Below are 21,912 nucleotides of genomic sequence, written 5' to 3'. Positions count from 1 at the left end.
GGTACGGACATGCGGAGGTGACATGGCAACGATGCGGGACGTCGCTGCCCGTGCCGGGGTGAGCGCCAAAACGGTCTCCCGGGTCTTCAACGGCGACCCTCACGTGCTCCCGGAGACCCGTTCCCACGTGGAACAGGTGATGCGCGAGCTCAACTACGTGCCGAACATCCTCGCCACCACGTTCCGCTCCGGCAACTCGTCGGCCATCGGTGTCGCCGTCCCCGACGTCGTCGACCCGTACTTCGCCGCCATCGCCGGCGCGGTCGACGACGCCGCCCGCGACCACGGCGTGGCCACCCTGCTCACCAACCTGAGCGACGACCCGGCACGGGAACGCGGCATCCTCGAGTCCCTGCTGAGCCGCCGCCTCGCCGGCCTGGTGGTGGCGCCCACCGGCACCGACCACTCGTGGCTGAAACGGTGGAAGGACAGCACCCCGATGGTCTTCGTCGACCGGGCCCCGATCGGCCTGTCCGCGGACACCTTCACCGACAACGACGAGGCCGGCGGCTACCTCGGCACCCGCCACCTGATCGATCACGGGCACCGCCGGATCGCGTACGTCGGCGACCAGGTCCACCTCTCCACCGAGGTCAACCGCCTGGCCGGTTACCGCCGCGCCCTCACCGAAGCCGGCATCGACCTGGACGACGCCCTGGTCGCGGCCTACGTGAGCGACCGGGACACCGCCGCCGCCGCACTGCGCCGCATTCGAGACCTGCCCGACCCGCCCACCGCGATCTTCTCGGCCAACGCGCGCAGTTCCATGCTTCTGGCGTACGCGAAAGCGCCCGCAACCGTGGCCATCGTGGGTTTCGGCGACTTCCCGATGGCCGACCTGCTCACCCCGGCTTTGACCGTCATCGACCAGGACCCCGGTCAGCTGGGCCGTCTCGCCGTCGAACGCGTCTTCGAACGCGCCGAACACCCGAAACGCCGCCTGCGCCGGACCACCATCCTCGACGTGACCTTGATCGAACGCGACTCCTGCAAGGTCACCCCGCCCGGCCGCGGATAGCACCGGGTCGAGATCGCTGTCAGCATGCGAAGCCCGTCCGCGTGGTGAGCAGTGGACCGTGGTGACAGGCGCGCTGTCACCACACGCAGTAGGGCGTGGTGAATTGAGGCGCGCTGGACGCCCGAAATCACCACACGCAGTAGGGCGTGGTGAATTGAGGCGCGCTGGACGCCCGAAATCACCACACCCGCAGTGGGGCGTGGTGACTTCGGGCGCGCTGGGCGTGTGGTCGGCCGCGCGGAGGAGTCCGCAAGGTTCGTCGATCAGGCGGCGGCCAGATGCCCGTCCGGCCGGACCAGACCGGCCGGGGTGGGCACGAACCCGCCGTCGCGGAGGCGTGCGAAGAGCATGCCGCCCTCCGGTAGTTCCTGGTCGGGCACGCGCGGTCCGGTGGCGTAGGAGGCCGCGAGCCCGGACAGCCGCTCCGCGAGCCGCCGGGAGAAGTCCGGCGCGGTCGTGATCATCTCGCTCAGCACACGGCGCAGCGCCTGGCCGTCGGGAGAGTAGGCGGTCATCAGCGCGGTCTGTGCCCGTGTGTGTTCCAGCAGTTCCGCGCCGACCGGCCACCGCTCCTCGTGATAGCTGTCCAGCAGCGCGTCCGGCGCCCGCCCACCCGCCACGGCAGCGAGCTTCCAGCCGAGGTTGTGCGCGTCGGCGATGCCCACGTTCATGCCGACGCCACCGGCCGGGAAGTGCATGTGCGCCGCGTCGCCGGCCACGAACACGTTTCCGCGCCGATACGTCGCGGCCTGCCGGGCGGCGTTGCCGAAGCGGGACAGCCAGTCCGGGTCGCGCATGCCGAAGTCGGATCCGGCGATCCGGACGACGGTCGCGCGGACCTCGTCCAGCGTCGGCGCGCCACCACCGGTCGCTGCCGCGTCCGCGCCGACGAGCCGGTGCCGCCCGCCCGGCATCGGCACCACCATCAGCCCGCCGTGTTCGCCGGTCAGCGTGAGCACTCCGCCGGCCGGAGGCGCGTCCAGCACGACGTCCGCGAGCCAGCCCCAGGTCGTCGCGTCCGTGCCGGGGAAGTCGATGCCGGCCGCCTCGCGGATCGTGCTGCGGGTGCCGTCACAGCCCACGACATATCGTCCCTCGACTGTCGAACCGTCCTCGAGGAGCACTCCGCCCGGCGCCAGCCCGGCCACCCGTACCCCGCGCCGGACATCCGCCCCCAGCTCCCGGGCCCGCTCCTCCAGCAGCGCCTCCGTGCGTGCCTGCACCAGGATCAGCGTGAAGGGGAAACGCGTCTCCAGCAGTGAGAAGTCCAACCGGTTCGGGAGCGAGGCGAAATGCCCGTTCGGCACGCGCAGCCCTTCGGCGAGGAACCGGTCCGCGAGCCCGCGCGAGTCCAGGATCTCCAGCGTGCGCGGGTGAACGGTCAGCGCTTTCGAGTGTCGGTCCGGCGCGTCCCGGCCTTCCAGCACGGTGACCGTGGCCCCGCCCAGCCGCAGCTCTCCGGCCAGCCACAGCCCGGTCGGCCCGGCACCCACGATGACGACGTCCATGTCTCCTCCTTGGTCAGTGACCAAGAGACTAGACTAGGTCAGTGACCAAGAGTCAAGAGGATGTCGTACGCACCGCACTCGAGGTGCTCCACGACGAGGGCGCGTCCGGCGTCTCGATGCGCGCGATCGCGGCCCGGCTCGGCGTCCGGATGAACACCGTCGTCTGGCACGCCAAGTCCAAGGCCCGCCTCGAGGAGCTGATGGCCGACGCGATCGTGGCGGGCGTACGCCTCGACGATCTCCCGCAGCCGGGCCGGGACCGCGCCGCCGAGATCGCCGCCCGCTACCGCCGCGCACTGCTCGCCCACCGGGACGGCGCGACCGTGGTCGCCGGCACCTACGCGGCCGAGCCCGCCACACTCGACGTGGCCGAGGCGCTGGCGACCGCACTGCTCGACGCCGGCCTGCCCGCACGCGAGGCCGCATGGACCCTGTGGGCGATCATCTACTTCGTCCTCGGCCTGGTCCAGGAGGAGCAGGCCCTCCCGGCCCGCACCACCCCCACGTTCGACCCCGGCGACCGCCCCGCGCTACGGCGCCTGATCCCCTCACTCGCCGAGGACTCGTTCGACGCCCGTTTCACCCACGGCCTCGACCGCCTGCTCAGCCCGCCCGCTTGACCGGCCGGGCAGTGCCTGCAGGCCCTCGCCGATGGCGAGCATGGTGCCCGGAGCGGCGCCGACTCCGGAGATCCGGATCGCGTACGACGACGGCGGCCCACGCCAGATCCTGCATCTACGCCGCCGCAATCGACTCGGCACGGATCGGCTGGGCCTGACCGCGTCGACATCACGAAATCGGCAATACCCCCGACGGCGGCGGTCGGCGCACCGCCGGTCGCGCCCAGGGCGGACTCAACCGCACCGCCGCCGAAACCCCTACCGACGACTCGGCATCACTTCTGAGCTGTGATATCCGCCGGCACGGCGACGGCTGTCCCTGCGTCTCGGGCGGCGTGTCAGCGTGCCTGAGGGTGCAGCTGCCCGGCGAATGGTCAGGAATGACGTTGCGGCCGTCACCGCAAGGAGCCCTCCGCTGATCAGGAAGCCCGGACCCGGGCCGAGCGACTCGGCGACGACCGGCACGCATTGATCCTTGAGCATCGATCGATCACCACCTAGATTGATGTGCGGCGATGTCCATTGTGGAATGGAGGCGCTCAAGGAACGGGGGTTCCATGAGAACAGGCACGGCAAGAAGACTGGCTGCGGGTGCCGCAGCGGCGGCCCTGGCGGCCGGCACACTACTGTCGGCGGCACCGGCCACGGCAGCACCGGACGAAACCGGACAGGAAAACCGCGGGATGCGCCTGACCGCTTTCGACGCACGGGTCGCAGAGGCTCACGGCTACCGGATCGTCATCCTTCCGGACGGCGCTACCGCCTCGGTGCCGGCGTCCCTCGCCGCGGCCGCGGAATCCGGCACCTACGTCCCGACGAGCGGCGTCATCCCCGCCGAACCCGCCGAGGGCGACATGTCGACGTCGGACTACGGCGCGGCGGATGGCGACTGCGGGATGTCCTGGGTCTCCCTGGAGGCTCGCGGCGGCTCCAAGGCGACCCTGCTCACCGGCATGGCTCTGCGGCCTGACGCCGGCGATCCGTGGGACGTGCACTGGAACGTGAACATCAGCGACCCGGGCGGCTCCTCCACCCAGAGCTACAGCGAGGGCCAGGGCACATCCGCCTTGCTGACCTGGACGGCGTACGCGCGCATCCTCGGCCTGACCAAGGGGTACGCCTTCGCCACCGTGGTCTGGTACAGCAGCTACACGGTGACCGACAACGGCTGGGTCTGCTGGTCGGCAGGCCCGACCACGTCCGAGAAGATCACCTGATCACCCCCGCGGACCGGGCCTCGCCCGGTCCGCGGTATCGGCCGGTCCACGGGTCGGTCAGGGCTGGTATCGACGTTATGCCCGCCCGAAGGCGGATTCGGCTCAGGCGGTGTGCGGTCGGACGGCGGTTGAGCTATGCGCGGCCCCTCCCCCGCGGCGACGGCTGCCGGGTTACGGTTTCCATCGACGTCGACCTGTCGCCGCCTGCTGCGGATTCGGCGGGTTCTTCGGGGCTTTCGGGGCTTTCGGGGCTGGAAATGTTCGACCGGCTTGGCAGGGCTCGAACGGGAGGTGACGGGATGGCGTTCGGACCGGCCGCGAGTGGGGACAGGCAGGCTGAGCTTCGGGACGAGCTGGCGCGGCGGGAGCTTCCGGTTCTCGTTCTGGCGCAGGCTGTCGACAGCGCGCGGCTCGCCGGTACGGAACGCTTCGACGGGGTGCCTACCTGCGTTCGGGTGCGGCATGACGGGCCGGACTGCTGGCTCGAGGTCGAGAGCGCACGATGGACGGGCACCCGGGTGTCGTCCGGCTCGCTGCGCGAGATGATCGAACATCATATGAGGCTTTCCGGGGTACGGTTCGCGGACTTCGCCTGGTCCGAGGAGCCTGCGACGCTGGTCGTCGACGGTCGTGAACTGTCCGGGCGCCGGGTGCGCGCCGGCGCCGACTGGTGGGCTACCCGGGTCACCGACGGCGAGCTGGAGATCAGCGCGGTGGCCTTCTGCTGGGCGGAAGGGATCACTCTTCGATCCCTGGCCGGGGAACTGCCGGCACCGTACTCGAGAAAACGAACACCTACGTCCACCACTGAACCACCTGCCGGAGAGCCGAGCGGACAGCCTTCCGGAGAAGACGGCGGACAGGCTTCCGGGGAACCGTACCGGGCACTGGTCGACGCTGCCCTGCGGACCTCGCTGCGGCAGGCGGAATGGCTGGCCGAGGGCGGGCCGGTGCCGGAGCTGCCTGCGGACTGGCGACGGCTCTGGCAAGCGACGGTCGATCGTCAGGCCGGACTGGCGGACCAGTCCCCCGAGTCTGCGCGGCGGGCGGTGCAGAGCATGCTGGGCCAGCTCACCGCGCTGCAACGGGAGGCGACCTGGTTCCGCACCGACGCGGCGTTGCGGGAGCGGGCGATCACAGAGACTCTGCTGTACGGCTCCGGACTGACCGAGTCGGTGCCGAGCCGGGCCGCCCAGGAGGCGTGGACCCGCTGCGAGCCGTCGGACAGCCCCGACACACGGAACCACTGGATCGACCACTGGCACGCCTGGACCCTGGAACATCCCTGAACCGGTTGGGCGCAACCACTCACGCAGGTCGCCCGGTGGGCCGAGTGGTTTGGACGCGGAGCGGCCAGCTCGGGCCGGCGGGCCCTCGGCGGGAGCGACGGTCTGTACCACCCACCCCGCTACGACATCGGTCTTATGATCTTGATCTTTTTCGGGCACGGCGAAGCCGGACGACTGTTCGTCGCCCGGCCTCCCCCCGTTGAAATGCCCGATCAGCAGGTGCTCTGGTAGGCCGCCTTGGTGCCTTCGGTGGCCAGGTTCTCCTTCGTGATCGTGCTGAAGCCCGTCTGGACCTTGGGGTTGACCGTGCTGCCGTCCAGGGCCGCGACCGCCGAGTCCACGCCGAACGCGCCGATCGTGCCGGGCTGCTGGGCGACCAGGGCGTTGACCGTGCCCTCCTCGAGGGCCTTGATCTGGTTGGGGCCCGCGTCGAAGCCGACGATCTTGACGCTTCCGGTCTTGCCGGCCTGGCGGACGCCGGTCGCGGTGCCCTCGGCGGTGAAGAGGTTCGCGGCGAAGACGCCCACGATGTCGGGGTCCTTCTGCAGGGCGGCGCTGATCAGGTTGGCGGCGGTGGCAGCGTCGTTGTGCGAGTACTGGACGGGCAGGTAGGTGAACTTCGCGTCGGCCTCGGCGGCGTCCTTGAAACCCTTGACGCGGGCGTCGGCGGTGGAGATGCCCGGGTCGGTGGACATCACCATGACCTTGCCGCCGTTCGGGTTCAGCTGCTTGATCGCGTCGAAGGCGGCCGCGCCACCGCCCTCGTTGTCGGAGGCGATCGCGGCGGCGGCGTAGGACGGGTCCTCAGTGCTGGTGTCCACCAGGACGACCTTGATGCCGGCGGCGGCCGCGGCCTTCAACGGGGCCTGCATCGCGGTGACGTCGGTGGGGGCGATCAGGATCGCGTCCGGCTCGGCGGCGACGATCGAGTCGAGGATCGGCTTCTGCAGGGTCGGGTCGAACTTCTGCGGGCCCTGCGTGGTCAGGGTGACGCCCAGCTTCGCGGCTTCGGCCTGCGCACCGCACTGCATGCTGATGTAGAACTCGTCGCCGGCCACGCCCTGGATGAACTGGACCGTGTAGTTCTTCTTCGCCTTGTCCGGGACGACCGCTGCCGTGGCGGCGGGGGCGTTCGGGTCGGCGGCGGTGTTACTGGCGACGTTCTCGGCCGGCTTCGAGCTGGTGCAGGCGGAGAGACCGGTGACGAGGGCGAGACCGGCGGCGGTGACCGCGGCGAACTTCTTCATGAGGGGGGTCCTTTATCTGCGCGTGAGGAAGGAGAGGAGCGGCTTGCGGGCCGAGCCGCGGAGCATCGCGGCGCGGCGGGACTGGTCCACGTAGACCGCGGCGACCAGCACGGACCCGACGGCGACGCCCTGCCAGAAGGACTCGACACCGATGATCACGAAGCCGGCCTGGAGGACCGCGGGGATGAACAGGCCGATGACGGTCCCGAAGATGGAACCCTCACCGCCGAAGATCGAGGTGCCGCCGATGACGACGGCCGCGATGACGTTCAGGTTGGTGAGCGACTGCCCGGCGATCGTGGTGGTGCCGAACTGCGCGAGGGCCAGCACCGCACCGAGTCCGGCCATCGCGCCGGACAGCGCGTACACCAGGATCAGGTGCCGGTCGACGTTGATGCCGACCCGCCGGGCGCCGAGCTCGTTGGAGCCGACCGCATAGGTGTAACGCCCGAACCTGGTCTTGTGCAGGAGGATCCCGCCGAGGACCACCACGATCAGGGCGACGAACGGCAGCGCCGGAATGCCCAGGACCTTGACGTAGATGTTGAAGTCGGTGAGCACCTCGGGCACCGATCGGATGTCGATGCCACCGGTGACGACCTGCGCCAGACCGAGGGCCACGGACAACGATCCGAGCGTCACGATCAGCGCCGGGATCTTCGCCTTGGCGATCAGAAAACCATTCAGAAGCCCCCACAGTACGCCGGAAGCCAGCGCGGCCAGGACACCGGCGAACGCCGTCGACCAGCCGTCGCCTCCGACCGCCTGCATGGTCTTGGCAGCGATCACGGAGGAGAAGACGAGCACCGAACCGACCGACAGGTCGATGCCGGACGTGATGATCACGAAGGTCATGCCGACGCCGAGCACCGCCCACACCGCGATGTTCTGGGCGATCAGCGAGAAGTTGCCGGCCGACAGGAACTTGTCACCCGCCGCGGCCGAGAACGCGACGATGATGACGAGCAGCACCCCCAGGATCCACACCTGCTGCATGTTCGCCAGCCGCTTGAGGACCGGCTCCGGCGCCGGGTCGCCGGTCACGGTCTTCGGGTTCGCCGGGGTCGTCATGACGCTCACGCGGGGCCTTCCTTGCCGGTGTTCGCATGGTCCAGGGCGCCGGTCATCGCGCCGACCAGCTGCTCCACGGTCGTGCCGGCGGCCGGCAGGGTGGCGACCCGGGTACCGAGGCGCATCACCTGCACCCGGTCGGCGACCTCCAGCACGTGCGGCATCGAGTGCGAGATCAGCACCACGGCGATGCCCTTGTCCCGGACCCGCTTGATGGTGTCCAGCACGTTGCGGGTCTGCACCACGCCCAGCGCCGCGGTCGGCTCGTCCAGGAAGACGACCTTGCTGGCCCAGCTGATCGCCCGGACGATCGCGATCTGCTGCCGCTGACCGCCGGACATCGCGCCGACCTGCGCGGTCAGGGAACGGACCGTGCCGCCGAGCTCCCGGAAGCCCTCTTCGGCGCGTACCCGCATCGTCTTGTCGTCCATGAAGCCCAGCCGGCCGAGCAGCCCGCGGCGCGGGATCTCCCGGCCGAGGAACATGTTCTGCACCGGGTTGAGGTGTGGGGCCAGCGCCAGATCCTGGTAGACGACCTCCATGCCCATCGCGGACGCCTGCTGCGGGGAGGTGACGGCGACCGGGCGGCCGTCGAAGAGGAGTTCGCCCTCGTCCAGGTCGAGGTTCCCGGTGAGCGCCTTGACCAGCGTCGACTTTCCGGCGCCGTTGTCACCGATCAACGCGACCACCTCGCCGGCGTGGACGTCGAACGAGGCGTCGGTGAGCGCGCGGACGTGTCCGAAACTTCGGCAGAGGCCGCGCGCCTCGAGAAGGGGTGCCATATGACTGTCACCTTCCGGTGTGGGGGGCTGAGCAGGTCGCGGGGTGGATCGGGGGGTTATGGCGACCTTCGTTCCTGATGAGCGATCCAGGGCCGGTATCGAAGTGGGGCGACCGTCACGCGAACCCCTCTCCTGGCCTGTGAGCAGAGCCACTTGTTAACTCGGCTGAAACGCACAGTAAGCCATGTCCCCGGTGCGTGTCACCGGTGTCATGGCAATTTCTTCGAGCGGATGTCATCGGTGACATAGCCGGGTGGGATGGGTATCCTCCGCAGGAAGCGCCGATGTCGGTGCTGCTCAGCGCGGGTGCCGGGGTTCGGAACCCTTCACCCGGGGGCGACAGCGGCCGATAGGGAGCGGGGGAAGCGGACACGGCGCGAGGGAGCGGGCACGGCGCGATGACAGACGACCTCGGCCGCGGCAGCAGCCTCGCCACCGACCCGGGCGAGGCCGGTGAGCAGTGCGTCCGCAAGGCCATCGGCGGCCGGACACCGTCCGCGGCCGACCTGGTCGTCGTCTTCCCCAGCATCGACTACGACCCGCACACTTTCTTCGCCGCCGCGGCCCGCGCCGCCGGTGACGCCCAGGTGATCGGGTGCAGCTCGTTCGCCGGGTTCACCGACGCCGACACCGTCGACGGCGGGGCGGTCGCGCTCTACCTGCCGGCCGCCGACCTCACCTTCGGCGTCGCCGTCACCGACCGGATCAGCGACGACCTGTACGCCGCCGCCCGCGACGCCGCCGAGACCGCGCGGGAACGGGCCGGTGGCGACGCCGACCACTCGGTGCTGATGATGCTCACCGACGGCCTGGCCGGGGACCAGCGTGAGGTGGTGCGCGGCGCGTACGCGGTGACCGGCGCCACCGTCCCCCTGGTCGGCGGTACCGCCAGCGAGAGGATCTCGATGGTGGTCACCTACCAGTTCGGTGCGGGACGGGTGATGTCGAACGGACTGGTCGCCGTCTGGATCAACTCGCCGCGCCCGCTCGGAGTGGGCGTGGCGCACGGCTGGCACCCGATCGGCACCCCGATGGTGGTGACCCGGGCCGACGGCAACATCATCCTCGAGCTCGACGGGCGGCCGGCCGTCGACGCGTACCTCGGGCAGCGGGGTTCGGACATCACCGCGGCGACGATGGAACGGCTGTGGGAGACGCCGTTCGCGCAGGCGGCACTGGGCCATCCGCTGGGGTTGGCGACCGCGTCCGGCGGGTTCGAGGTGCGGCATGTGCTGGGGGCCCGGCCGGACCGGAGTCTGGTCATGTTCGCGCACGTCAGTGACCAGTCGGTGATGCAGGTGATGGCCGGTGAGCCGCGGGATCTGCTGGAGGCGGCGGCGCGGGCGGCTGCGGATGCGGCCGGCCAGCTGGTCGCGCCGTCGCGGGGCGGCCTGGTCTTCAGCTGCGCGGCCCGGGTGGAGCCGCTCGGCGAGGACGTGCCGCGGGAGGCCGCGGCGATCGGGTCCGGCCTGGGCGGGATGCCGCTGGCCGGGTTCTTCACGTACGGGGAGTTCGCCCGGGTCACCGGGTCGACCGGCTTCCACAACGCCACCGTGGTGGCCCTGGCGCTATGACCCGCACACACAGCGAGCAGCCATGACCCGCACTCACGTCGAGCAGGAACTCGAGGAGGTGGTCCGGCTCCGCGCCGAGCTGGCCGAGTCGCGGGTCACGTCGGTACGGGCACTGGCCCGGGCCACCCGTCTCGCCCGCCTGATCAGTGCGCTGGGGCAGCTCGTCGACGTCGACGACGTGTACGACCGCGCCGTCAGCGAGGTCGCCGATCTGTTCGGCGCCGACGTGGCGATAGTGCTGACTCCCGACGACGAATCGAGGAGAGTCAGGCTTGCCGCCCAGTGGGGTATCGCCGCTCGCCACCTACCCCCGGGCACCTGTGACCCACCGGAGCATCCGGCCCGGTTGACCGCGGAGAACCCGGTCACCGCCGGCCCGGCCGGCGACTTCACCATCCCGGACTGGCTGGCTCCCAGCGGTCCGCGGCACGTCGCCTGGGGCCTGCTCACCGTCCGCGACGAGCATCTCGGCCACCTGCTGCTGGTTCGCCGGGCGGACACCCCGTTCGACGCCGCCGAGGTGCAGGAACTGGCCGCCGTGGTGAGCCGGATCTCGCTCGCCGCCGACAACGGCCTGCTCTACCACCGGACCCAGGAGCAGCTGCGCCGGTCCCGGCTGCTGCACCGGCTGACCGCGGACCTGGCCCGGCTCCTGGACGTGGACGAGGCGGTGCGGCGCGTCATCAAGACCCTGATCGAGTACGTGCCGGTGGCGTCCGCCGCGGTCTACCTGACCGGCGGTCGTCCCGTACCCGAGAAGTTGCCGGAGGGAACCGAGCGGCTGGCCCTCGGCCATGACGACACCGAGGTCGGGACGCTGCTGGTGACGGGTGCGCCCGCCCCGGACAGCGATGCCCGGCTGTTCCTCGACCATCTGGTCGATGTCAGCGCGCTGGTCCTGGAGAAGGCGCTGTTCCTGGAGCGGATGCGCACCCAGGCGGAGACCGACGCGCTGACCGGGTTGCCGAACCGGGCACTCTTCCGGCAGCGGCTCGCCACGGCGGTGGCCCGGTGCGAGCCCCGCGGCGCGCCGCTGACCGTGATGTTCGTCGACCTGGACGGTTTCAAGGCGGTCAACGACACGCACGGCCACGACGCCGGTGACCAGCTGCTGATCGCGGTGGCCGGACGCCTGGCCGAGGCGTCCGGCCTGACCGCGTTGTGCGCACGGCTGGGCGGCGACGAGTTCGTGGTGCTGTGGGAGGGCGGCGTTCCGGCGGGGGTGCTGGACCGCATCCAGCGCGCCCTGGACGAGCCGTTCACCGTGGAGACGCCGGACGGGCCGGTGACCGTGACGGCCGGCGGCAGCCTCGGGCTCGGCACCGCCGCGAGCAGCGGTTACGACGCGGAGGCGGTTCTGCGCGAGGCCGACACCGGCATGTACGCGGCCAAACAGCACCGCCGTGCCCGTCCGGCGACCGGGGCCGGCTTCCGCGCCTGACGTGCCGGGCGGGCGCGGCCCGATGTCCGACAGTTTCTTGCGGTGGTGCCATTCTGGTGCCACATTGATGCCATGGACTTGACGTCGTACGTGAACAACCTCGGACGCGAGTTCGCCACACTGGCCGGCGCCGGCGGCGAGGAGGCCCGCGCCCTGGCCGAGCGGTTGAGTGGCGCGCTCGAGTCGGCGATCCGGCTGACCCTGCTGGAGACGCTGACGGCGGCCACCGACGAGATCACCCGGGAGATGGCGCCCGGGTCGGTGGAGGTGCGGCTGCGCGGGCGTGACCCGGACTTCGTGGTGACCGCGGCACCCGCCGAGCCGGATGGTGCCACTGTGGCACCGACCGGCACCACGCCGGACACCGTCGAGGACGGTCCGGCCGCCCGGATCAATGTGCGGATGCCCGAACAGCTCAAGGCGGCGATCGAGGAGGCCGCCGCCCGGGAGGGCCGCTCGGTCAACGCCTGGCTGGTCCGGGCGGCCGCGGCGGCGCTGCAGCCGACCGACCGGGTGCCACCCCGCGAGGCCAGCGGTGCGAAACGTGCCAAGCAAGGCTTCACCGGCTGGGTCCGCTGACCTCGACAAGGAGACCAACCATGCCCACATTCGAGACCCCCGCCCCCATCAAGGTCACCGTCGAGATCGCCAACGGCAGCATCCGGATCGCCGCCGGCGACCGGCTGGACACCGTCGTCGACGTCCGCCCCGGCAATGCCGACGACAGGTCCGACATCGAGGCGGCAGCCCAGATCAGCGTCGACTACATCGACGGTGAGCTGCGTGTCGCCGGCCCTCGGCGGATGCTCGACTTCGCCCGCAAGAGCAGGTCCGTGCACGTCTCGATCGAGGTGCCGTCCGGTTCCCGGGTGGCCGCCGACACCTGGGCCGGGGACATCCGCTGCGCCGGCCCACTCGGCGACTGCCGGCTCAAGACCGGCTACGGCACGGTCCAGACCGGACAGACCGGCTCGGCGAACCTGCAGACCGCGTTCGGTCACATCACCGCCGAGCACATCGCGGGCGACGCCGAACTCGCCACCGGCAGCGGCGACATCGAGGCCGACCGGATCCAGGGGTCCGCCGGCGTCAAGAACTCCAACGGCGGCACCGTGATCGGCACGGTCGGCGGCGCCGTCCGGGTCCGGTCCGCCAACGGCGCCATCACGATCGGCCGGGCCGGGGGCGCCGTCGACGCGAAGACGTCCAACGGCGCGATCCGGGTCGGCGAGGTGGTGGCCGGCACCGCCGTGCTCACCACCGCCTCCGGCGACCTGGACATCGGCATCGCCGAGGGCACCGCCGCCTGGCTCGACGTGCACACCGCGTACGGCCAGGTGCACACCCGGCTGGACAGCGCCGCCCGGCCGGAGGACACCGACGAGACCGCCGAGGTGCGGGCCCGCACCTCGGCCGGTGACATCACCATCCATCGTTCCGCGGGGAGAACCTCATGACGATCACCGCCACCGGTCTGCGCAAGTCGTTCGGCGACCATCTCGTCCTGGACGGCATCACCCTCGACGTGCCACGCGGGACGGTGTTCTCGCTGCTCGGCGCGAACGGCGCCGGCAAGACCACCACCGTGCGGATCCTGTCCACACTGCTGGCCGCCGACGCCGGCACGGTCCGGGTCGCCGGGCACGACCTGGTCCGCGAACCGGACGCGGTCCGCGCCGCGATCGGTGTCACCGGCCAGTTCTCCGCCGTCGACCGGCTGCTCACCGGCTTCGAGAACCTGATGCTGATGGCCGACCTGCACCACCTGCGCCGCGCCGACGGCCGGCGACGGGCCGCCGAACTGCTCGACCGGTTCGGACTGACCGACGCGGCCGGCAAGCCGGTGTCCACCTACTCCGGGGGCATGCTGCGCCGGATCGACCTGGCGATGACCCTGGTCGGCAGCCCACAGGTGATCTTCCTGGACGAGCCGACCACCGGTCTCGACCCGCGCAGCCGGCGCGACATGTGGAGAATCGTCCGGGACCTGGTGGCCGGGGGCGTGACCGTCCTGCTGACCACGCAATACCTGGCGGAGGCCGACGAACTGGCCGACCGGATCGCCGTCCTGGACGGGGGACGGATCGTCGCCGAGGGATCCCCGGAGGAGCTGAAACGGCGGATCCCCGGCGGCCACGTCCGGCTGCGGTTCGCCGACCCGCGGGGGCGGGACGCCGCTTCGGGCGTACTCGAGGAGAGTTTTGCGGAGAGTGACCCTCTGGCGCTGCGCGTGCCCAGCGACGGCAGCCTCCCGGCGCTGCGCGCCCTGATCGGACGACTCGACGACCACCACGTCGACGTCGACGAGTTGTCCGTGCACACCCCCGATCTCGATGACGTCTTCCTGGCCCTGACCCACGGAAAGGCACACACGCGATGACGACGATGAGCCTGGCCGCCCGCGACTCGAGCACGATGCTGCGGCGCAACCTGAAACGGATGATCCGCTACCCCTCGATGACCGTCGTGCTCATCGGGATGCCGGTGGTCTTCCTGCTGCTGTTCGTCTACGTGTTCGGCGGCACCATGGGCGCCGGGCTGGGCGGCGGGCGCGGTGACTACATCGACTACGTGACCCCGGCGATCCTGCTGATGACGGTGATGTCCGCGGTCCAGGGCACCGCGATCTCGGTGGCGATGGACATGACCGAGGGCATCATCACCCGGTTCCGCACCATGCACATCGCCCGCGTCTCGGTGCTGACCGGGCACGTCCTGGGCAGCATGATCCAGGCGGCGCTCGCGGTCGTCGCGGTGCTCGCGGTGGCGCTGCTGGTCGGGTTCCGGCCGGACGCCGGGCCGCTCGGCTGGCTGGCGTTCGCCGGTTTCCTGGCCGCGGTGACCTTCGCGTTCGTCTGGCTGTGCGTCGGCATCGGCCTGGCCAGCGGTTCGGTGGAGACGGCGAGCAACGCGCCGATGCCGCTGATCCTGCTGCCCTTCCTCGGCAGCGGTTTCGCCCCCACCGACTCGATGCCGGCGGCGGTGCGCTGGTTCGCCGAGTACCAGCCGTTCACCCCGATCATCGAGACGCTGCGCGGCCTGCTGATGGACCGGCCGCTCGGCAACGACCCGTGGATCGCGCTGGCCTGGTGCGCGGTGGTCGCCCTGACCGGATACCTGTGGTCGAAGCGCCGGTTCACCCGGTCATAGGTGCGCCGAACCGCGCCGAACCGTGATCCAGCAGATAGCCCGTGGACGGCAGCTCTCCGACGCCCAGGCCGCGAACCACACCCCGCAGAAATACCTGGCCGGCGCCGACAGCTGGAACCCGGTCGGCTGACCCGCTCGGGGCGACGGCGCGAACTCCCGAGCCGTCGCCCACCGCGGCCACCCCGGCAGGCGAACGGTCCGACGACACATCGCCCGTTCGGTCAACGCCCTGCGCGGTCGCACCTCACCGGCGTCAGTCCCGCTTCAGGGTGGTTCCGGACGACGGCGTTCCGCGGCACCTTGGGTTCTCGACGTAACCTCTCCGAGGAAGCAGGGCCGACGACATGCTCAGGAGAATCAGTCGCTGGCTGGCCGGGACGGCTGTGGCGACCACCGCACTCGTCGCCGTCAGTGCCGCGCCGGCGCAGGCGGTCCAGCACCAGAACGCCAACATCGCGGCTCGATGGAACTTCAACGGGGCGACCGGCTTCTGGAACATCGACCAGCGGGTCCAGGTCACGCGGAAGGCCAGGAGCTCGTACTGGGCCATGCAGTGGGGTTTCACCTCCACGCCGAACGAGGCCGGCTACATGGGACTGCAGACCGACGCGCGGCGCCCGAACGGCAGCACCGGCGATCTGGCGATCTTCTCGTTGTGGAACGCCACCAACGCCCGGGGCAGCAGCTGCGGGCGTTTCGGCGGTGAGGGCACGGGGTGGAGCTGCCGGTTGCCCTACACGATCGACGTGCGGACCGACTACCGGTATCGCGTGTGGCGGCTGGAGGCCGACGGCGGCGGCCAGTGGTGGGGCGCCTGGGTCCTCAACGTCCGGACCGGCGTCGAACAGCAGATCGGCGCGATCCGCGTGGCCGGCGGCAAAAACCTGATGACGCCGCCGCTGAACTTCAGTGAGTATTGGGGTGACGCCGTCAGCTGCGACGCTGTGCCCCGGTCGGTGGCCGTTTTCACCCAGCCCGCCGCGAACCAGCAGCGGCCCGGCGTCTACCAGCACGGATCACGCTTCGCCGGTTCGACCAGGGGCGCCTGCACCGGGGGCGACGTCCACGTCGTCGATCTCGGCTGGACCAGAGCCGCCCAGACCACGCTGGGCGGTCCCCGCTGATCAAGGAGGCGACCGATGCCCGCACGTGAAGTGACGCTGCCATCGGGCTACACCCCCTATGCGGTGGCCGGTGACCTGTGGACGACGATCCTGAACCCGCCGGGACTGCTGATGGTGCTGCCCACCGAGAGGTTCGAACCCCTCGAGGGCACCCCGATGCTGCTGGCCGTCGCCACCGACGGCGCGCTCTGGTGCACCCGCACCGACGATCGGCTGGTCCGCCGGGACACCGGTGGCGACTACACGGTGATCGAGCTGGAGCAGGGCTCGGCGCCGTACGGGATCGCCGCCGCGCCCGACGGCGGTATCTGGTTCACCGCGCCGGGCCGGAACCGGATCGGCCGGGCCACCGCGACGGGCGGCCTGACCCTGTTCGACCTGCCGGTCCCGGAGGCCCGGGCGGCGATGCTCACCGTCGACGCCGACGGCCGGCCGTGGACGGCGCTCAACGGCGCCGGCGCCCTCGCCTGTCTGGACGACGGCACGATGCGTCTCGTCGAGCTTCCGGGCGGACGGGCCCCGGCCGCCCCGGTCGGCATCGCCGCGGCCGCGGGCGGCGACCAGGGCGTCTGGTACGCCGACATCGCCGGCGGTTGCGTGGGGCTCGTGGACCCGTCGCACACCGTCCGGCAGATCGTCTTCGAGGATCCCGGCTGCCGACCGCACGCCGTCGCCGCCGACCGTGACGGCGGTTGCTGGGTGACGTTGTGGGGTTCCGGTCAACTGGCCCGGGTCACGTCCGGCGGCGACGTCACCCTGCACGACCTGCCGGGCCGGGAGCCGCACGGCCTGTGGGTGGGCGACTCCCTCGTCTGGGTCGCGATGGAGAGCGGTTCGCTGGTGGCCGTGCCTACTTCACCGCCCCGCTCGTGATGCCCGAGATGATCTTCCGTTGGGCGACCGCGAAAACCACGATCAACGGCAGGCTCATCATGATCACGTACGCGAAGATCAGGTGCCAGTTGTTCAGATAGAGGCCCGCGCTGGCGACGCGGAACAGGTTCAGTGGCAACGTGTCCAGCCGCCCGCCCACCACGAAGAACGCGTAGAACACGTCGTTCCACACGTACAGGCAGATCAGGATCGTCGCCGTCGCCAGGACCGGCCGCAGCAACGGCAGCACCACCCGCAGGAACACCCGGACCGGGCCCGCCCCGTCGATCTGTGCCGCCTCCTCCAGCGACGGCGGGATCGTCCGCACGAAGCCGGTCACGAAGAAGATCACCGTCGACAGGTAGATGCCCATGTAGACGCCGATCATGCCGGTCGCCGTCCCGGCCAGTCCGAGCTGGCGCAGCAGCAGGACCAGGGTGACCACGGCCGGCGGCAGCACGATGCCGCTGATGCCGACGGCATACAGCACCGCGGCGGTCCGGCCGCTGCGCCGGGCCAGGATCCACGCCGCCATCGACCCCAGGACCAGCACGCCCACCACGGCCGGCGCCACCACCAGCACGCTGCCGACGAACGCCGCCGGGATGCGCCCCTCGGTCCACACCGTGCCGAGGTTCTCCAGCAGGCGCCAGTCCGAAGGCGGGGTGAGGTCCGGAGTCAGCGCCTCCCCCCGGGACTTGCCGGCGGTGACCACCACCAACCACAGCGGGATGCCGATCACGACGGCGACCAGCAGGATCGTGACGACGGGCTGGATCCGAGTCCAGATCCGCGAGTCGCTCATACGATCTCCTCACGTTTGCGCAGGAACCGGATGACCGGGAAGGCCAGCAGCGCCACCATCAGGAACAGGATCAGGCTCATCGTGGTCGCCTGCGCGAACAGTCCCTGGCCGAACGTGCGGTAGATGAAGATGTTGAGGATCTCGGTGGTCCGCGCCGGCCCACCCCCGGTGGTGGCCTGCACGATGTCGAACCCGTTCATCGAGCCGAGCAGTGCGGTCGCCACGTTGAAAGTGATCGCCGGGGCGAGCAGCGGGAACCGGATGCGCCAGAACAGTCTCCATCGGGAGGCACCGTCGATGCGGGCCGCCTCGGTCAGCTCCAGCGGCACGGTCTTCAACCCGGCCAGGTAGATCAGCATCGACAGCCCCATCCACTTCCACGCGTGGATCACCGCGACCGTCAGGATCGTCCAGTCCGGATCGGCCAGCCAGGCGTAGTCGATGCCCAGCACCATATTGACGCTTCCGGTCGGCTTCAGCAGGGCCTGGAACACATAGCCGACCGCCAATGCCGACATCAGCACCGGGACCAGCATCAGCACCCGGGCGATCCGGTTCACCGTGGTGTCGCGTTCGAGGAGGACGGCGAGCAGGAATCCGAAGACGTTCTGCAGGATCGCGACCAGCACGGCGTACACCAGGGTGATGCGCAGGGCGCGCAGCAGCGTGCCGTCGGCGATCAGGTCCTGGAAGTTCTCGGTTCCGACGGGTCTGATCTCGGCGTGGAAACTGGACCAGTCGGTGAACGCGTAGACGAAGTTGAAGACCGTCGGCAGGAAGAAGAAGACCAGCAGGATCGCGAAGGCCGGCGCCAGGAACCAGAGCGGATGGGTGTGCCGGCCCCGGTCGAAAGCCTTAGAACCCCGGGACACCGGCGGCCTTGGCGAGCTGCTCGAACTGCGTCTGGGTCGCCGCCGCCACCTCGTCCGGCGTCATCGTTCCCGTGATCATGTCGGCGAGGTTGATGTACAGATCGGGATTCGCCGCCGCCGATGCCTGCATGGATCCGACCGCGGTGCCCAGCGACGCGTGCACGTCCTTCAGCGCCTGCGGCACACCGTCGGGCGTCGGCACCGAGGGCTCCAGCGAAATGGTCTTCCGGTCCGCGACGAAGGACGGATAACCCGGGCCCATCCAGTACGCGAGAAGCTGTCGTGCCGCCGCCTCCCGTTTCGCGTCCCCGGTCCGGAACGCGACGAGCGCGTTGGACTGGTCCGGGATGAAGGTTCCCACGTTGCCGGTCGGTGAGATCGGGAAGAAGCCGACCTTCGCGTCCAGTGCGGCGGTGTCCGCGCTCGCCTGCAGCTGGCCGAAGAACGAGTTGACCTGCACGACCATCGCCGCCTTGCCGTCCAGCAGCGCCCGGCCCTGGTCGGCGAACGTGGCCGTCTTGATGTCGGCGTTGAACAGTCCCTCGTCGATCAGGGCTTTGTATTTCTTGATGGCGTCGACGACAACCGGGCTGCTGAACGTCTCCTGCTTGGTGTTGATTTTCTCCCACAGGCCGTCCTTGGCGGCGTCGGCCAACTGCACCTGCACCCACCACTGGGTGGCCCACCGGTCGGCCGCCATCTCGTGGAACGGCGTCACGCCCTTGGCCTTCAGCTGCCGGGCGACCGTCACCATCTCGTCGAAGTTCTTCGGGGTGGTGGTGATGCCGCCCGCCGCGAAGACCTCCTTGTTGTAATAGACGCCTTCGACCGCCGGACTGGTTACCAGCGCGGCGTATCTGGTGTCGTCGAGAATCCCGGTGATGTCCTTGAGTTCTGGGGCCAGCTGCGGCAGCCAGGGCGCGTCGGTCAGCGGCTGCAGGTTGTTCTTCGCATTGAGGGCGGTCAGCATCGACGCGGTCGGCTGCCAGAACGCCAGATCGGGTTTGTCGCCGGTCGCCACCCGGGTCTGCACGCCCTGTTCGTAGGGGTCCGGAATGGTGACCACCTCGACCGTCGCACCGGTGGCGGCCTGGAAATCGGCGATCACCTTCGCCGGCACGGTGTTGCTGTTCTGCGCCGCCCAGAGGGTGAGCGTGACGCCGTCGAGTCTGCCGGCCGGATCCGCCCAGGTGGCCGGCCCGGACGTGGTGGTGGCGCCGCCGGAACCGGGATCGGTGCAGCCGGCGACGACGAGAGAGGCGGCAAGGACGAGGACTGTTCTGCGGGAGAGAGCCGTCACGACGTTCCCTTCTGAGAATCGATACGGATCAGCCGGGCCGCGAGAGGAGCCGCGCCGGTGTGTGTGATGGTGAGTTGTCGGGCCGCCGTGTCGAGGTCGAGGTCGAACGGCGGCAACGAGGCCGGATAGAGGGTGTCGACGGCCAGGTGGTCCCCGGTCAGGTGGGGGAGGTCCAGCCGGGCGGTCCCCCGGCCGTCCCGGAACCACACCCAGAGGTAGGTGGTTCCACCGGCCACCAGACCGAGGGCGATGACCGGATCGGACCATCCGGGAAGGCCCAGCGGCCAGACCGGCACGGCGCGCGCCAGGTCGTGCCGGATCTCCCGGAACACCGTGACGCCGGAGCGGACCAGGTCACGGTGACCGGAGCTCATCAGGTCCAGGTGGCCGGAGAGGTAGAGCCGCCCGGGCATGCCGGTGCAGAGCGCGACCGCGATCTCCTCGTCGGACATGCCGGGCTGCGGGTACGCCCAGTTCGCCGCCTGCTCCGGCAGGATCGACAGTGGCGCGGCGGCGGCGATCGGCGGGTAGTGGGCGAGGTCCTGCTGGTCGCTGGTGGACTGAAGGTTGAGCCGGGACAGCATCGCGTAGTCCATGCGCATCGCTCCGGACGCGCAGTTCTCCAGGATGAGTCCCGGATGCCGGTCGAGCAGAGCGTCCAGCCAGGCCAGGTGCGCCCGGTTGTGGGCCAGCAGTCCGGCGCCGGGGCTGTCGGCGTCCAGGTCGGTGCCCGCCCCGGGGTCGATGTTGTAATCGAGCTTGAAGTAGCCGACGCCGTACTCGGTGACGAGACGGTCGACGGTCTCGTCGAGGTGGGCGATCGCGGCCGGGTGGCGCAGGTCCAGGTGGTAGCGGTCGTGTTCGACGACGCGGACACCCCGGCGTTGCAGGAACGCCTCGGGTGGCAGCTTGCCGGCGAGCGGGCTGCGCACGCCGATCACCTCGGGTTCGAGCCACAGGCCGGGCACCATGCCGTGCCGGCGGATGTGGTCGAGCACCACCTCGAGGCCGCCGGGGAACCGGGTGCGGGACGGCTCCCACGCGCCGACGCTGTCCCACCACCGGCCGTCCTCGTCGTACCAGCCGGCGTCCACGCAGAACACCTCGGCGCCGGCGGCGGCCGCGGCGTCGATCAGGGGCAGCAGTGCGGCCGTGGTCGGGTCGCCCATCAGCGTGTTCATGTAGTCGTTGAAGATCACCGGAAGGGCGGCGCGTTCGGGATGCGTACGCCGCAGGGCCCGGCGATGTGCGCTGAGTGCGGCCACCGCGCCATGTAGTCCGTCGCCGGAGACCGCGAGGGAGACCGGCACGCTGGTGAAGCTCTCCCCCGGCCGCAGCACCTGCTGCCACTGATGATCGATGTCGGTCGGGCCGGAGAGCGACACGTATGCCCCGCCGAGCCGTTCGCCGACCTCCCAGCGCCAGGGTCCGTTGTGTTCGACCTGCCAGAGCCAGGTGTCGCCGCTCTGCCGGTCGATCAGCGCGCCGGTCGGCAGGGTCTGCCCGGTGGACCAGGTGCCGGTGCTGATCGCGGCGTGCCGTCCGCGGCCGTCCTGCCCGTGGGCCGGCAGGGCGATGTCCGGGACGCCCTGCTCGCGCAGGGGCCGGCGCTGCCAGCGGCCCTCGCCGAGCCATTCGCTGTCGCCGCGCAGCAGGTCGAGGCGGTCGGCGGGGATGTCGACGGCGACCGCGAGCGAACTGACCGCGAGCAGGGTGAGCGGCGCCTCGCCGGTGTTGGTGACCGTCGTGGTGGCCTGGACGGCGGGGACGCCGCCGGTGGAGCGCAGCAGCACGGTGACGGCCAGCCCGTCGTCGGTCAGGTGCAGTCGCCGCTCCTGCCAGTCGCCGTCGCTGGTCTGTTCGGTATCGGTCAGGGTGAGACGGCGGCCGATGGCGGTCCCGGCCAGGCGGTGCGAGGCGCGGGCCCGGCCACTGCCGGGCGTGAGGATCTCCACGCTCAGCGAGACCGGTGTGCCGGCCACTTCGACCTGCAGATTCGCATGCATCGCGCCTCACCTCTT

General features: G+C 70.5%; 20 protein-coding genes. 12 read left to right on the top strand and 8 right to left on the bottom strand.

Annotation, left to right across the window (positions count from 1 at the left end; translation table 11 throughout):
• The first annotated feature begins 22 nt into the window (after positions 1-22).
• Positions 23-1,018 (top strand): LacI family DNA-binding transcriptional regulator, encoded by a 996-nt coding sequence (locus tag WH85_RS10855; protein ID WP_045741634.1) that lies wholly within the window; start codon positions 23-25, stop codon positions 1,016-1,018.
• Positions 1,019-1,281: 263 nt separating this feature from the next.
• Here WH85_RS10855 and WH85_RS10850 read toward each other — a convergent pair whose 3' ends face one another.
• Positions 1,282-2,526, bottom strand: a complete 1,245-nt coding sequence (locus tag WH85_RS10850) for an FAD-dependent monooxygenase (protein WP_045741633.1) — start codon at positions 2,524-2,526, stop codon at positions 1,282-1,284.
• Between the two features lie 41 nt (positions 2,527-2,567).
• Between WH85_RS10850 and WH85_RS10845 the strand changes: the two genes are divergently transcribed.
• The 3 genes from WH85_RS10845 (at position 2,568) to WH85_RS10835 (ending at position 5,652) form a co-directional block, all read left to right on the top strand.
• Entirely contained in the window at positions 2,568-3,146 is a 579-nt protein-coding gene (locus WH85_RS10845; RefSeq protein ID WP_045741632.1) for a TetR/AcrR family transcriptional regulator C-terminal domain-containing protein, read from the top strand.
• A 683-nt stretch (positions 3,147-3,829) separates the two neighbouring features.
• The gene (locus WH85_RS10840; RefSeq protein WP_045741631.1) at positions 3,830-4,363 is read left to right on the top strand and encodes a hypothetical protein; all 534 of its coding nucleotides are present in this window, start codon (positions 3,830-3,832) and stop codon (positions 4,361-4,363) included.
• A gap of 299 nt (positions 4,364-4,662) precedes the next feature.
• Complete coding sequence (locus WH85_RS10835; RefSeq protein WP_045741630.1) at positions 4,663-5,652, top strand: hypothetical protein; 990 nt, start codon at positions 4,663-4,665, stop codon at positions 5,650-5,652.
• Between the two features lie 212 nt (positions 5,653-5,864).
• Here the strand turns inward: WH85_RS10835 and WH85_RS10830 are convergent, their stop codons facing one another.
• From WH85_RS10830 to WH85_RS10820, 3 genes are read right to left on the bottom strand one after another with little or no spacing between them, the layout of a single operon-like run.
• Positions 5,865-6,899, bottom strand: a complete 1,035-nt coding sequence (locus WH85_RS10830; RefSeq protein ID WP_045741629.1) for an ABC transporter substrate-binding protein — start codon at positions 6,897-6,899, stop codon at positions 5,865-5,867.
• 12 nt (positions 6,900-6,911) lie between these two features.
• A complete protein-coding gene (locus WH85_RS10825; RefSeq protein ID WP_045741690.1) occupies positions 6,912-7,970 on the bottom strand; it encodes an ABC transporter permease in 1,059 nt (352 codons plus the stop codon).
• 5 nt (positions 7,971-7,975) lie between these two features.
• A complete protein-coding gene (locus WH85_RS10820; protein WP_045741628.1) occupies positions 7,976-8,752 on the bottom strand; it encodes an ATP-binding cassette domain-containing protein in 777 nt (258 codons plus the stop codon).
• A gap of 398 nt (positions 8,753-9,150) precedes the next feature.
• On the opposite strand from WH85_RS10820, the gene WH85_RS10815 reads away from it, so the two are divergent.
• From WH85_RS10815 to WH85_RS10780, 8 genes are all read left to right on the top strand, one after another.
• Positions 9,151-10,326, top strand: coding sequence for an FIST signal transduction protein (locus WH85_RS10815; protein WP_045741627.1), 1,176 nt, complete (start codon positions 9,151-9,153; stop codon positions 10,324-10,326).
• Positions 10,327-10,348: 22 nt separating this feature from the next.
• Complete coding sequence (locus tag WH85_RS46860) at positions 10,349-11,767, top strand: GGDEF domain-containing protein (RefSeq protein WP_052720298.1); 1,419 nt, start codon at positions 10,349-10,351, stop codon at positions 11,765-11,767.
• A 72-nt stretch (positions 11,768-11,839) separates the two neighbouring features.
• Positions 11,840-12,346, top strand: a complete 507-nt coding sequence (locus WH85_RS53700) for a ribbon-helix-helix protein, CopG family (protein ID WP_045741626.1) — start codon at positions 11,840-11,842, stop codon at positions 12,344-12,346.
• Between the two features lie 20 nt (positions 12,347-12,366).
• Positions 12,367-13,224, top strand: a complete 858-nt coding sequence (locus tag WH85_RS10800; RefSeq protein WP_045741625.1) for a DUF4097 family beta strand repeat-containing protein — start codon at positions 12,367-12,369, stop codon at positions 13,222-13,224.
• Positions 13,221-14,147 (top strand): daunorubicin resistance protein DrrA family ABC transporter ATP-binding protein, encoded by a 927-nt coding sequence (locus WH85_RS10795; protein ID WP_045741624.1) that lies wholly within the window; start codon positions 13,221-13,223, stop codon positions 14,145-14,147. The genes WH85_RS10800 and WH85_RS10795 overlap by 4 nt, the downstream gene beginning before the upstream one ends.
• On the top strand, positions 14,144-14,917 hold the full coding sequence (locus WH85_RS10790) for an ABC transporter permease (RefSeq protein ID WP_045741623.1): 774 nt from the start codon (positions 14,144-14,146) through the stop codon (positions 14,915-14,917). The genes WH85_RS10795 and WH85_RS10790 overlap by 4 nt, the downstream gene beginning before the upstream one ends.
• A 344-nt stretch (positions 14,918-15,261) precedes the next feature.
• Positions 15,262-16,041: a DUF3472 domain-containing protein gene (locus WH85_RS10785; protein WP_083448925.1), complete on the top strand. Its 780-nt coding sequence runs from the start codon at positions 15,262-15,264 to the stop codon at positions 16,039-16,041.
• A 15-nt stretch (positions 16,042-16,056) separates the two neighbouring features.
• Positions 16,057-16,914: a Vgb family protein gene (locus WH85_RS10780; RefSeq protein WP_045741621.1), complete on the top strand. Its 858-nt coding sequence runs from the start codon at positions 16,057-16,059 to the stop codon at positions 16,912-16,914.
• Here WH85_RS10780 and WH85_RS10775 read toward each other — a convergent pair.
• The 4 genes from WH85_RS10775 to WH85_RS10760 are packed head-to-tail and all read right to left on the bottom strand — an operon-like array spanning position 16,892 to position 21,897.
• Positions 16,892-17,719, bottom strand: a complete 828-nt coding sequence (locus tag WH85_RS10775) for a carbohydrate ABC transporter permease (RefSeq protein ID WP_045741620.1) — start codon at positions 17,717-17,719, stop codon at positions 16,892-16,894. The two genes, WH85_RS10780 and WH85_RS10775, sit on opposite strands and share 23 nt — an antisense overlap.
• Positions 17,716-18,591, bottom strand: coding sequence for a carbohydrate ABC transporter permease (locus WH85_RS10770; protein WP_045741619.1), 876 nt, complete (start codon positions 18,589-18,591; stop codon positions 17,716-17,718). The genes WH85_RS10775 and WH85_RS10770 overlap by 4 nt, the downstream gene beginning before the upstream one ends.
• Entirely contained in the window at positions 18,575-19,891 is a 1,317-nt protein-coding gene (locus tag WH85_RS10765; RefSeq protein WP_045741618.1) for an ABC transporter substrate-binding protein, read from the bottom strand. Before WH85_RS10765 ends, WH85_RS10770 begins: the two co-directional genes overlap by 17 nt.
• A complete protein-coding gene (locus WH85_RS10760) occupies positions 19,888-21,897 on the bottom strand; it encodes a glycoside hydrolase family 36 protein (protein WP_052720297.1) in 2,010 nt (669 codons plus the stop codon). The genes WH85_RS10765 and WH85_RS10760 overlap by 4 nt, the downstream gene beginning before the upstream one ends.
• Positions 21,898-21,912: the final 15 nt, after the last annotated feature.

The sequence above is a fragment of the Actinoplanes rectilineatus genome, from assembly GCF_000962825.1.
Taxonomy (GTDB): Bacteria; Actinomycetota; Actinomycetes; order Mycobacteriales; family Micromonosporaceae; genus Actinoplanes; species Actinoplanes rectilineatus.
This window is presented reverse-complemented; position numbering and strand designations above follow the sequence as displayed.

Bases quoted from the DNA above. Each gene is read 5' to 3' on its own strand.
- WH85_RS10780 (WP_045741621.1), top strand. From the start codon at position 16,057: ATGCCCGCACGTGAAGTGACGCTGCCATCGGGCTACACCCCCTATGCG.
- WH85_RS10820 (WP_045741628.1), bottom strand. From the start codon at position 8,752: ATGGCACCCCTTCTCGAGGCGCGCGGCCTCTGCCGAAGTTTCGGACAC.
- WH85_RS10800 (WP_045741625.1), top strand. From the start codon at position 12,367: ATGCCCACATTCGAGACCCCCGCCCCCATCAAGGTCACCGTCGAGATC.
- WH85_RS53700 (WP_045741626.1), top strand. From the start codon at position 11,840: ATGGACTTGACGTCGTACGTGAACAACCTCGGACGCGAGTTCGCCACA.
- WH85_RS10835 (WP_045741630.1), top strand. From the start codon at position 4,663: ATGGCGTTCGGACCGGCCGCGAGTGGGGACAGGCAGGCTGAGCTTCGG.
- WH85_RS10825 (WP_045741690.1), bottom strand. From the start codon at position 7,970: ATGACGACCCCGGCGAACCCGAAGACCGTGACCGGCGACCCGGCGCCG.
- WH85_RS10830 (WP_045741629.1), bottom strand. From the start codon at position 6,899: ATGAAGAAGTTCGCCGCGGTCACCGCCGCCGGTCTCGCCCTCGTCACC.
- WH85_RS10790 (WP_045741623.1), top strand. From the start codon at position 14,144: ATGACGACGATGAGCCTGGCCGCCCGCGACTCGAGCACGATGCTGCGG.
- WH85_RS10815 (WP_045741627.1), top strand. From the start codon at position 9,151: ATGACAGACGACCTCGGCCGCGGCAGCAGCCTCGCCACCGACCCGGGC.
- WH85_RS10840 (WP_045741631.1), top strand. From the start codon at position 3,830: ATGCGCCTGACCGCTTTCGACGCACGGGTCGCAGAGGCTCACGGCTAC.
- WH85_RS10785 (WP_083448925.1), top strand. From the start codon at position 15,262: ATGCTCAGGAGAATCAGTCGCTGGCTGGCCGGGACGGCTGTGGCGACC.
- WH85_RS46860 (WP_052720298.1), top strand. From the start codon at position 10,349: ATGACCCGCACTCACGTCGAGCAGGAACTCGAGGAGGTGGTCCGGCTC.
- WH85_RS10760 (WP_052720297.1), bottom strand. From the start codon at position 21,897: ATGCATGCGAATCTGCAGGTCGAAGTGGCCGGCACACCGGTCTCGCTG.
- WH85_RS10795 (WP_045741624.1), top strand. From the start codon at position 13,221: ATGACGATCACCGCCACCGGTCTGCGCAAGTCGTTCGGCGACCATCTC.
- WH85_RS10850 (WP_045741633.1), bottom strand. From the start codon at position 2,526: ATGGACGTCGTCATCGTGGGTGCCGGGCCGACCGGGCTGTGGCTGGCC.
- WH85_RS10775 (WP_045741620.1), bottom strand. From the start codon at position 17,719: ATGAGCGACTCGCGGATCTGGACTCGGATCCAGCCCGTCGTCACGATC.
- WH85_RS10855 (WP_045741634.1), top strand. From the start codon at position 23: ATGGCAACGATGCGGGACGTCGCTGCCCGTGCCGGGGTGAGCGCCAAA.